At 67.6% G+C, this 10,155-nt stretch carries 9 protein-coding genes; 8 read left to right on the forward strand and 1 reads right to left on the reverse strand.

The window, feature by feature from the left end:
• The first annotated feature begins 119 nt into the window (after positions 1 to 119).
• The 8 genes from K9U40_RS01895 to K9U40_RS01930 all read left to right on the forward strand — a co-directional run bounded on the left by K9U40_RS01895 (position 120) and on the right by K9U40_RS01930 (position 9,789).
• Positions 120 to 1,199 carry a UDP-N-acetylglucosamine-peptide N-acetylglucosaminyltransferase gene (locus K9U40_RS01895; RefSeq protein WP_282888632.1) on the forward strand — a complete coding sequence of 360 codons (1,080 nt, stop codon included), beginning with the start codon at positions 120 to 122 and terminating at the stop codon, positions 1,197 to 1,199.
• A 172-nt stretch (positions 1,200 to 1,371) separates the two neighbouring features.
• Positions 1,372 to 3,096, forward strand: a complete 1,725-nt coding sequence (locus tag K9U40_RS01900; protein ID WP_282888569.1) for a tetratricopeptide repeat protein — start codon at positions 1,372 to 1,374, stop codon at positions 3,094 to 3,096.
• Positions 3,097 to 3,325: 229 nt separating this feature from the next.
• Positions 3,326 to 3,673, forward strand: coding sequence for a hypothetical protein (locus K9U40_RS01905; RefSeq protein WP_282888570.1), 348 nt, complete (start codon positions 3,326 to 3,328; stop codon positions 3,671 to 3,673).
• Between the two features lie 79 nt (positions 3,674 to 3,752).
• On the forward strand, positions 3,753 to 4,412 hold the full coding sequence (locus K9U40_RS01910) for a 5'-methylthioadenosine/S-adenosylhomocysteine nucleosidase (protein WP_282888571.1): 660 nt from the start codon (positions 3,753 to 3,755) through the stop codon (positions 4,410 to 4,412).
• A gap of 10 nt (positions 4,413 to 4,422) precedes the next feature.
• Positions 4,423 to 5,724 carry an RsmB/NOP family class I SAM-dependent RNA methyltransferase gene (locus K9U40_RS01915; RefSeq protein WP_282888572.1) on the forward strand — a complete coding sequence of 434 codons (1,302 nt, stop codon included), beginning with the start codon at positions 4,423 to 4,425 and terminating at the stop codon, positions 5,722 to 5,724.
• Between the two features lie 600 nt (positions 5,725 to 6,324).
• On the forward strand, positions 6,325 to 6,549 hold the full coding sequence (locus tag K9U40_RS01920; RefSeq protein ID WP_282888573.1) for a hypothetical protein: 225 nt from the start codon (positions 6,325 to 6,327) through the stop codon (positions 6,547 to 6,549).
• A 114-nt stretch (positions 6,550 to 6,663) separates the two neighbouring features.
• Positions 6,664 to 8,238 carry a glutamine-hydrolyzing GMP synthase gene (gene guaA, locus K9U40_RS01925; protein WP_282888574.1) on the forward strand — a complete coding sequence of 525 codons (1,575 nt, stop codon included), beginning with the start codon at positions 6,664 to 6,666 and terminating at the stop codon, positions 8,236 to 8,238.
• A 294-nt stretch (positions 8,239 to 8,532) separates the two neighbouring features.
• The gene (locus tag K9U40_RS01930; RefSeq protein ID WP_282888575.1) at positions 8,533 to 9,789 is read left to right on the forward strand and encodes a tyrosine-type recombinase/integrase; all 1,257 of its coding nucleotides are present in this window, start codon (positions 8,533 to 8,535) and stop codon (positions 9,787 to 9,789) included.
• On the opposite strand, the gene K9U40_RS01935 is transcribed toward K9U40_RS01930, so the two are convergent.
• Positions 9,767 to 10,039 (reverse strand): helix-turn-helix transcriptional regulator, encoded by a 273-nt coding sequence (locus tag K9U40_RS01935; protein ID WP_282888576.1) that lies wholly within the window; start codon positions 10,037 to 10,039, stop codon positions 9,767 to 9,769. The genes K9U40_RS01930 and K9U40_RS01935 overlap by 23 nt on opposite strands.
• Between the last annotated feature and the right edge of the window lie 116 nt (positions 10,040 to 10,155).

Below are 10,155 nucleotides of genomic sequence, written 5' to 3' on the forward strand. Positions count from 1 at the left end.
TTTTGTTCATTTTATTGTGTCTCCAGGCATTTTTTTTTTTTTCAAGCAGAAGACGGCATACGAGGCTAGCTGCAGTCTCGTGGGCTCGGAGATGTATATAAGAGAAAGCCACACACCTGCTGGTCCGGCTGCTGGAGGTCCACGACCGCTCCCGGTTCGACATCACCGCCTTCTCCATCGGCCCGAACGACGCCTCCCCCTACCGCAAGCGGGTGGAGGCGAGCGTCGACCGCTTCATCGACTGCGAGCAGGACGCGCCGGCGCAGACCGTCGAGCGCGCCCGCCGCCTCGGCATCGACATCCTGGTCGACGTGATGGGCCACACCAATGGCAACCGCATCGAGATCCTGGCCGGCCGCGCCGCGCCGGTGCAGGTGAGCTATCTCGGCTATCCCGGTACCAGCGGCGCCGATTTCATGGACTATGTGATCGCCGATCCCTTCGTCCTGCCGCTGTCCGACGCACTCTTCTTCAGCGAGAAGGTGGTACACCTGCCGGACACCTACCAGCCCAACGACCCGACCCTCGCCATCGCTCCCCGCCCCGGCCGGGCGGAATGCGGCCTGCCGGAAACCGGCTTCGTGTTCTGCGCCTTCAACAATGCGCGCAAGCTCGACCCGGCGACCTTCGCCATCTGGATGCGGCTTCTCGCCGGGGTGCCGGGCAGCGTGCTCTGGCTGATCGCGGGGGAGACGGCCCGCGCCAATCTGAAGCGCGAGGCCGAGGCGCGCGGCGTATCCGCCGACCGCCTGGTCTTCGCCCCCCATCGCCCGCTGCCCGAGCATCTCGCCCGCATCGCGCTGGCGGACCTCTTCCTCGATACCTTCCCCTACACGGCCCACACCACGGCTACCGACGCGCTCCGGGTGGGGCTGCCCCTGGTGACGCGGACCGGCCGTTCCTTCGCCTCGCGGGTTGCCGGTCGCCTGATGCAATTGTCCGGCCTTGGGGATCTCGTCACCGACAGCGCCGAAGCCTATGAGGCGCTCGCTCTGTCGCTGGCCCGCGACCCTGGGCGGCTCGCCGCCGTCCGGGCCCGGCTCGCCGACGAGGTGGCACGGGGGTGCCTGCTCGACATCCAGCGCTACCGGGCACAGATCGAGGCCGCCTATCTCGCCATGATGGACCGCCTCACGGCCGGCATGGCGCCGGATCATATAGCCGTAGCCCCATCCCGGGGACAGGTGCCCGGCGGCTGAGCGGCCAGGGCCCGGAACGCGCCGCGCCTTCGGCTATCGCCCCGGCCCAGCCCATGCTAGAGCGGACGGGTCTTTCGCCGATCCCCGGAAGCTCCTCTAGAGTGTTGAGTTGACGCGCTTTCTTCGCGAGCCCGCTTGAGAAGCGGCTTTCAGGGACCAACCACACGACGCCATGCCTCCTTCCCCACCGCCCGGCCCCGCGCCCCTGACGCCCGCGCTCCAGAAGCTGCTCTATGACGGCTACCAGCACCAGCTGCGCGGCCAGTATGAGGAGGCGGCCCGCCACTACCGCAAGATCCTGCGTTCGGCGCCGGACCAGATGGACGTGGTGCACCTGCTCGGCATCGTCCGCGCCCGCCAGAGCCGGGAGAACGAGGCCATCGAGCTGTACAAGAAGGTGCTGGCGCGGCGCCCTGACGATGCCAAGGCCTGGCACAACCTTTCCCTCGCCTACGGGGCGCTGGGGAAGTCGGAGGATTCGCTGGCCGCCATGGAGCGGGCCTTCGACCTCGACCCCGGCCTGCCGCTGGCGGCCAACCTCCTGCTGCCGCCCCGGCGTGCGATCTGGGACTGGCGCGGCCATGACCGCCTGTTCGATCTCCTGAAGCACGGCACGCCCGACCCGAACGTGCCGGCCCTGCCCTTCGTCACGCTCTATGTGGACGATCCCGCGCTGCACCTCGCCACCGCCCGGCGCAAGGTGCTGGAGGAGAAGATCCCAGCCCGCCCGCGGGTCTTCGATCATTCGGCCCGGCGCACGGCCTCGGGGCCGATCCGCATCGCCTATCTGTCGGCGGACTTCCGCACCCACGCCACCACTTTCCTGATCTCGAAGCTCCTGGCCGGGCATGATCGCACCAGGTTCGAGGTGACCGCCATATCGGTGAGCTTCAACGACGATTCCCCCCAGCGCCAGAGCATCGTGGCTGCGGTGGACCATTTCCTCGACCGCGAGAAGGCGACCCCGGCGGCCATCGCGGAAGAGGTGGCCGGGCTCGGCATCGACGTGTTCGTCGACCTCATGGGCCACACCAGCGGCGAGTGCCTCGGCGCCTTCGCCGAGCGGCCGGCGCCCGTGCAGGTGAACTTCCTCGGCTATCCGGGCACCAGCGGCGCGCCCTTCATCGACTATGTGATCGCGGACCCGGTGGTGCTGCCATTTTCGGACGCCGCCTTCTTCACGGAGAAGATCGTCCATCTGCCCGAGTGCTACCAGCCCAACGACCCTGACCTGCCCGTGGGCGAGCGCCCGACCCGAGCCGAGTGCGGCCTGCCGGAGGACGCGTTCGTCTTCTGCGCCTTCAATTCGGCCTGGAAGCTCGACCCCGAGGTCTTCTCGGCCTATGCCCGCATCCTGAAGGCGGTGCCGGGCTCGGTCCTGTGGGTGCTGCAGAGCCGCGACAACAGCGCCGACAACCTGCGCCGGGAGGCCCGGGCGCGGGGCCTCGACCCTGACCGCCTCGTGTTCGCGCCCATGATCGCCCTCAAGGATCATTTTGCGCGCCTGCCGCTCGCGGACCTCTTCCTCGACACCTTCCCCTACACCGCCCATACCACGGCCAGCGACATGCTGCGCATGGGCCTGCCCATGGTGACCCGCACCGGCCGCTCCTTCGCCTCCCGCGTCGCAGCGAGCATCATGGCGCAGATGGACATCGCCGATTGCGTCACCACCGACGTGGACAGCTTCGTCGACAAGGCCGTGGCCCTCGCCAACGATCCTGCCGCGCTTGCGGATGCCCGCGCGCGCCTTGCGGCGGCACGCGCCACATCGCCCCTGTTCGACATCGACCGGTTCGCCCGCCACATCGAGCGCGCCTACGAGACCATGGTTGAGCGCTTCCGCGCCGGCCTGCCGCCCGAGGCCTTCGCCGTGGAGCCGCTGCCCCGCGGCTGAACCGGCGTCCGCTCACCCGTCGGGAGGAGCCGGATCGGCGGGCGAGGGCGGCCGCATCGCGCGCCGATCCGGCATCGAGGCTCGCGGACGCCCGGCCCGCGAGCAAGGCGGATTCGAGGCGCAGGCGCTCCAGGGGCTCCTCCGCGTTCGCGACGGGAACGAACCGCCGCGCCCGCGGTTCCCTCTCCTGGTGACGCCAGAGCCTGCGCGCGTCCGGACGGAGAGCCACATGTCGGTGCAGATGATCCTGCTGCCCCTGTTCGTGCACGTGGCGGTGCTGCTGCGCGCCGTCAAATCCACCGAGGTGACGGCCGACGGCCTTCGGGCCGGCCTCGCCGCGCTGCTGTTCTATGCACTGACCACGCTGGCCCTGTTCACCCGCAAGGCGGATCTCATCTTCGTAGTCCTCGCGTGGATCTTCGTGCTGCTGCGCATGGGCGCCGCCTTCCCGCACCTGCTCTCCGCCGAGGCGCGCGGGCGCATCAGCCTCGGATCGAGTGGCTTCGACCTCGCGAGCCTCGCGGTGCTGGCAATCATGTGGGTGCTGTTTGCCCTCGCCATCCTGCTCAACATCTGAAGGCGGCTGGTTGACAGGCGCGGCGGGGCGGTCGAGGAGTTGAGCTTTGCGCTTCAGCCTTGCGTCCCAGGTGATCTTGATGACCGACCCCGCCCGCCACCTGTCTTCCATCGGCGGCCATTCCATTTTGTTCGTGATGGCCACCAGCCAGGAATACGGCCCCCATCTGAAGTCCCGCATCGATCCCCTCATCACCGGGGTCGGGCCGGTGGAGGCGGCGGTGGAAACCGCACGGGCGCTCGCCATCCTCGCCCACCAGGGGCGCCTGCCCGACGTGGTCTTCACCCTTGGCTCGGCAGGCTCGCGCCGGCTCGACCATGCGGAGGTCTACCAGGTGGCACGGGTCGCCTATCGCGACATGGATGCCTCGGCGCTGGGGTTTGAGAAAGGGCGCACCCCCTTCCTCGACGAGCCCGCGGTGATCGAGCTGCCCCATCGCATCGCCGGCGTTCCGGAGGCCTCGCTCTCCACCGGAGGCGCCATCATCTCGGGGGCGGCCTATGATGCCATCGCCGAGGATATGGTGGACATGGAGAGCTTCGCCGTGCTGCGCGCCGCGCGGCGCCATGGCCTGCCCCTGATCGGCCTGCGCGGCATCAGCGACGGCAAGGCCGAGCTGACCGGCTACGGCGACTGGACCGAATATCTCCACGTGATCGACGAGAAGCTGGGCGCCGCCCTCGACCTCTTCGCCCGGCAACTGGAGGCGGAAGGTCTTCAGCCCGCCCCGCGCCCCTGACGGACAGACCATGACCCCCGCCGCCCGCATCTCCGCCGCCATCGAGGTCCTCGCCGACCTCACCACGCGCCGCCGGCCCGCCGCCGATGCCCTGAAAGACTGGGGCCTCTCCCACCGCTTCGCCGGTTCCGGCGACCGCGCCGCCATCGCCGGCATCGTCTACGACACCCTGCGCCGGCGCGCCTCCGCCGCCCATGTGATGGGTTCCGAGGAGCCGCGGGCGCTGGTGTTGGGCATGCTCGTGCTCATGCGGGCGCTGGATGGCGAGGCCATCGCCGCGCTGGCGGACGGCTCCCGCTTCGCCCCGGCGCCCCTCACCGAGGCGGAGCGCGCCCGCCTCGCCGACCCGAGCGTCAAGGGCGCTCCGCCCTTCGTGCGCGGCGACTATCCCCAATGGCTGCACGCCTCCCTGCGCCACGTGTTCGGCGAGGACGTGGTGGCGGAAGGCGCCGCGCTGGCCACCCGCGCACCCCTGGACCTGCGCGTCAACACCCTGAAGGGCGAGCCAGAGGCGGTCCGCGCCGAACTCTCCCATCTCAACCCGGAGCCGGGCCGCTTCTCACCCCTCGCCTTGCGCATCCTGCTGGATTCCGAGGGCAAGGCTCCGCCCGTCTCCGCCGAGCCCGCCTTCCTCAGGGGCGAGGTGGAGGTGCAGGACGAGGGCTCACAGATCGCCGCCATCCTCGCCCGTCCCGTGCCCGGATCCCAGGTGCTGGACCTGTGCGCCGGCGCCGGCGGCAAGACGCTGGAATTCGCCGCCCTGATGGACAACAAGGGCCAGCTCTACGCCCACGACAGCGACATCCGCCGCCTGAAGCCCATGCATGAGCGCCTCGCCCGCGCCGGCGTGCGCAACGTGCAGGTGAGGAGCCCCCGCGGCGCCGAGGACGTGCTCCACGACCTCGAAGGCCGCATGGACCTCGTGCTGGTGGATGCGCCCTGCACCGGAACCGGCACCTGGCGCCGCAACCCGGACGCCAAGTGGCGGGTGCGGCCCGGCGCGCTGGCCCAGCGCACCTCCGAGCAGTCCAAGATCCTCGAAGAAGCGGCCCATTATGTGCGCCCCGGCGGGCGGCTCGCTTATGTCACCTGCTCGCTGCTGGACGAGGAGAACGGCGCGCAGGTGCGCGCGCTGCTCTCCAAGCGAGAGGATTTCCACGTGGTGCCGCCCAGCGAGACCGTGCTCTCGCTGGGCGCACAAGGGCCGGCACTTGCGGAAGCCGCCCTCACCAGCCGCGAGGGCATCCTGATGACCCCCCGCCGCACCGGAACGGACGGCTTCTTCGTGAGCGTGATGAAGCGGGCGGGGTGAGGCGGGTTCAGATGTGGGGCGGAGGGGCGCCATGCCGAGCTACAGCGAAGACTGGAACCCGTTTCCCAAACTGACGCCGAAGTTCCAGCTGCAGGTGACGCGGCTAGCGGCGCTGGGGTGCCTCCTGATCCTCGGCACCGCGATCGGCATTCTAACTTGGGTTGATTCCAGCCGGACCTACTGCCCCGGCTGGGTCATCGACAAGAACAACGAGACGATCTGGATGGTGGCCTGGCTCTTTGGCTTGCCTCCCACGGTCTTCTGGTGCTGGCGCGCCGTAGTCATGACCGAGCGTAAAATCCTGACGGAAGTGCAGGCCAAATATCAAAAGGGGCCGCCTTACGCCATCAGTGAGGATATTGTTCTCACGACGCCGGAGGAGTTCCGGACAATGGAGTTTGACCACGCCGTCTGGATGGGCGCGACGGCCTGGGTCCTCGTCTGTGCAATCCCGCTCTTCCTCATGCTCGCCTTCTGCTCTCCCATCGCCCCCCTCTGGCGCTCCCCTTCCGCCCAACAGTCCGGTGTGAACCTTCACCGCAGCTCCGACGTTCCCACCTTGCCCGTGACGCGCACGGGCCAAGGAGAAGGCGTCGCGCCATGGGTCTCATCCGACTGCTGCTCCTCGTGGTCGTCCTCGTCGGCGGCTACTGGGCGTTCTACGTCTACGTCTCCGGCGAGCCCTATGACGAGATCGGCACCGCCATCAATTCCCGCCTTCCCGCCGACGCCCGCGCCTTCGCCTGCGCCGAGCTGAAACGCCGCCACGGAGCCACCGCCACCACGCCGCCGGCCGGCTGCGAGGCCTATTGGTCCACCCTCTGAGCCGACGTTCGCCCGGCGCAAGGCGGACCTGCGCCGGCCTTGACTTTTTAAATGGCCGCTTTGCCGCTAAAGGAGGGCGCAACCGTTCCTCCTTCGCGCGCAAGGTCCCCGTTCATGCCCTCTTCCGCCCAGGATACCGCAGGCCAGGAAACCGTCCTCATCATCGATTTCGGCAGCCAGGTGACCCAGCTCATCGCCCGGCGCGTGCGCGAGGAAGGCGTCTATTCCGAGGTGGTGCCGTTCCAGAAGGCGGCGGAAGCGTTCCGGGCCCTGAAGCCGAAGGCGGTCATTCTCTCCGGCGGCCCGGCCTCCGTTCCGGACGGCGACAGCCCCCGCGCGCCGCAGGAGGTGTTCGAGGCGGGCATCCCGGTGCTCGGCATCTGCTACGGCCAGATGACCATGGCCGAGCAGCTGGGCGGGCAGGTGGAGAGCGGCCACCACCGCGAGTTCGGCCGCGCCACCCTCCAGGTCGAGGCCACATCCGAGCTGTTCGACGGCCTGTGGCACCCCGGCGAGGGCCACACCGTGTGGATGAGCCATGGCGACCGCATCACCGCCCTGCCCCCCGGCTTCAAGGTGATGGGCACGTCGGCCAACGCCCCGTTCGCGGCGATCGAGGATGAGGAGAGGCGCTTCTACGGCCTCATGTTCCATCCCGAGGTGGTGCACACGCCGGACGGGGCGCGCCTGCTTTCCAATTTCGTGCGCAAGGTGGCCGGGCTGGAGGGCACCTGGACCATGGGCGCCTTCCGCGAGCGCGCCATCGCCCGCATCCGCGAGCAGGTGGGCACGGGCCGCGTCATCTGCGGCTTGTCCGGCGGGGTGGATTCCTCAGTGGCGGCGGTGCTGATCCACGAGGCCATCGGCGACCAGCTCACCTGCGTGTTCGTGGACCACGGCCTCATGCGCCAGGCGGAAGCCGACGAGGTGGTGTCCCTGTTCCGCGGCCACTACAATATCCCGCTCGTCCATGTGGACGCCTCGGGCCTGTTCCTGAAGGAACTGGAGGGCGTCGAGGACCCGGAGGCGAAGCGCAAGACCATCGGCCGGCTGTTCATCGACGTGTTCGATGCCGAGGCGAAAAAGGTGGGCGGCGCCGACTTCCTCGCCCAGGGCACGCTCTATCCCGACGTGATCGAGAGTGTCTCGTTCGCCGGCGGCCCTTCGGTGACCATCAAGAGCCACCACAATGTGGGCGGGCTGCCCGAGCGCATGAACATGAAGCTGGTGGAGCCCCTGCGCGACCTGTTCAAGGACGAGGTGCGGGCGCTGGGCCGGGAGCTCGGCCTGCCTGAGAGCTTCGTGGGTCGCCACCCCTTCCCCGGCCCCGGCCTCGCCATCCGCTGCCCGGGCACGATCACCCGCGAGAAGCTGGACATCCTGCGCAAGGCGGACGCCATCTATCTGGAAGAGATCCGCTATGCCGGGCTCTATGACGTGATCTGGCAGGCCTTCGCCGTGCTGCTGCCGGTGCGCACCGTGGGCGTGATGGGCGACGGGCGCACCTACGACCACGTCCTCGCCCTGCGCGCGGTAACCTCCGTGGACGGCATGACGGCCGACTTCTACCCCTTCGACATGGCCTTCCTCGGCCGGGTGGCGACACGCATCATCAACGAGGTAAAAGGCGTGAACCGCGTTGTCTACGACGTCACGAGCAAGCCACCGGGGACCATCGAGTGGGAATAATTTTTGCCCATCCGAGGGTATCCGAAACTACGCCAAAATACGACGCAACCACCTGAAAAACAAAAATATTTAAGCCGAGACCTATCGAGAGCTATCGGTGGGCATCAAACGCGTCTGTCGTGCCCGCTGACGGACCCTGCCCCCGTTGATCATCCGGAAAATCGAAAGTACCGTCATAGCGACCGAGGCTAATGACGGTACTTTTTTCAGCCTAACACGCTGAACATAAACAGATATTCCCGTCAAAAGCCTTCAAAAACCGCGTGACGGTACTTTTCCGCGAGGAGGCCCAGAATGTTGACGGATGCGGCACTCAAGTGCCTGAAACCAAAAGCTAAAATGTACAAGGTGACCGATCGTGACGGCATGTATGTGCGTGTCGCGCCGACAGGCGGCATCTCGTTCAGGCTCGACTATCGGCTGAACGGCAGGCGGGAGACCGTGCATCTCGGCAAGTACGCCCGAGATGGGATCTCGCTCGCCCGGGCGCGGGAATTGTGCCTGGACGCGAAACGCATGATCGCCGAGGGGCGGTCCCCCGCCATCGAGAAGCAGCGGGAGAAGCGCCGGATCAAGGAGGCCAAGAGCTTCGGCGAGTTCGGCGAGAAGTGGCTGACGGGCGCGCCCATGGCGGACAGCACGCGCGCCATGCGCCGCGCCATATTCGAGCGTGAACTCAAGCCGGTCTGGCAGAACCGTTTGCTGACCGAAATCACGCCTGATGACCTGCGCGCCCACTGCGCCAAGATCGTGGAACGGGGCGCGCCCGCGACGGCCATCCATGTGCGGGATATCCTGAAGCAGATCTACGCCTTCGCCATCCTCCACGGCGAGAAGGTCGCGAACCCGGCCGATGACGTCGGCCCGGCGTCGATCGCCACATTCACGCGCAAGGACCGGGCGCTTTCGCCGACCGAGATCCGCATCATGCTCAAGCAACTGGAGCATGTCGCGACGCTGCCGACGATCCGGCTCGGCATGAAGCTCTACCTCCTCACCATGGTCCGGAAGAGCGAACTACAGGACGCGGTCTGGGATGAGGTCGATTTCGAAAACGCCGTCTGGACGATCCCGAAGGAGCGCATGAAGCGATCGAAGCCGCACAATGTCTACCTGTGCCGGCAGACCCTCGACATCATGATCGCGCTCAAGACCTGCGCCGGTAATTCCCGGTATCTGCTGCCGTCCCGCTACGATGCGGATGCGCCGATGTCGCGGGCGACCTTCAACCGGGTCACCTACGCGGTCGTCGAACAGGCCCAGAAGGAGGGGCTGCCGCTGGAGCCGTTCACCGTGCATGACCTGCGCCGCACGGGCTCGACGCTGCTCAATGAGCTGGGCTTCAACCGCGACTGGATCGAAAAGTGCCTGGCGCACGAGGACGGGCGTTCATCACGCGGCGTCTACAACAAGGCCGAATACGAGGTTCAGCGTCGCCACATGATGCAGGAATGGGCCGACACCGTCGATGCCTGGGTCGAGGGGCGGAAGTATGTTCCGACGCTGCTGCCGACAGTCATGCCGTCTATCACACTCGATCCTGCCCTTTGACTGGGCGGGACTTGCGCTTGGTGACGTCGGGATGCTGTGCGCGAGGGATTGGCTTCGCGCGCCGCGCTAGCAACCAGGCGTGGACCTCGGCGAGGTCCCAGACGATGCAGCGCGGCGACAGCGCGAAGCGGCGTGGGAATTCGCCGCGCTGCTCCATCTCGTAGATTGTGCTGTCGGCCAGGGGCACCATCTCGCGCAGTTGGTGCCGCCGGATGGTCTTCCTGATCTCCAAAGGCTCGCTCTGACCCATACCCAATCTCCTTAGCGGCTGTCGCTGGCGATTGAGAACGATAGGTGCCGATGCCGGAAGTCCCTCCCGAGTGGCGTGCGGCAATTTCGGGCTCTGGCGTAGAAATCGGCGGGTCA

The organism is Xanthobacter autotrophicus (genome assembly GCF_030015065.1).
Lineage (GTDB): Bacteria > Pseudomonadota > Alphaproteobacteria > Rhizobiales > Xanthobacteraceae > Xanthobacter > Xanthobacter autotrophicus_D.

What these genes read in the sequence shown, in the direction of transcription:
- K9U40_RS01900 (WP_282888569.1), top strand. Translation starts at nt 1,372, where the DNA reads ATGCCTCCTTCCCCACCGCCCGGCCCCGCGCCCCTGACGCCCGCGCTC.
- K9U40_RS01905 (WP_282888570.1), top strand. Translation starts at nt 3,326, where the DNA reads ATGTCGGTGCAGATGATCCTGCTGCCCCTGTTCGTGCACGTGGCGGTG.
- K9U40_RS01910 (WP_282888571.1), top strand. Translation starts at nt 3,753, where the DNA reads ATGACCGACCCCGCCCGCCACCTGTCTTCCATCGGCGGCCATTCCATT.
- K9U40_RS01915 (WP_282888572.1), top strand. Translation starts at nt 4,423, where the DNA reads ATGACCCCCGCCGCCCGCATCTCCGCCGCCATCGAGGTCCTCGCCGAC.
- K9U40_RS01920 (WP_282888573.1), top strand. Translation starts at nt 6,325, where the DNA reads ATGGGTCTCATCCGACTGCTGCTCCTCGTGGTCGTCCTCGTCGGCGGC.
- guaA (WP_282888574.1), top strand. Translation starts at nt 6,664, where the DNA reads ATGCCCTCTTCCGCCCAGGATACCGCAGGCCAGGAAACCGTCCTCATC.
- K9U40_RS01930 (WP_282888575.1), top strand. Translation starts at nt 8,533, where the DNA reads ATGTTGACGGATGCGGCACTCAAGTGCCTGAAACCAAAAGCTAAAATG.
- K9U40_RS01935 (WP_282888576.1), bottom strand. Translation starts at nt 10,039, where the DNA reads ATGGGTCAGAGCGAGCCTTTGGAGATCAGGAAGACCATCCGGCGGCAC.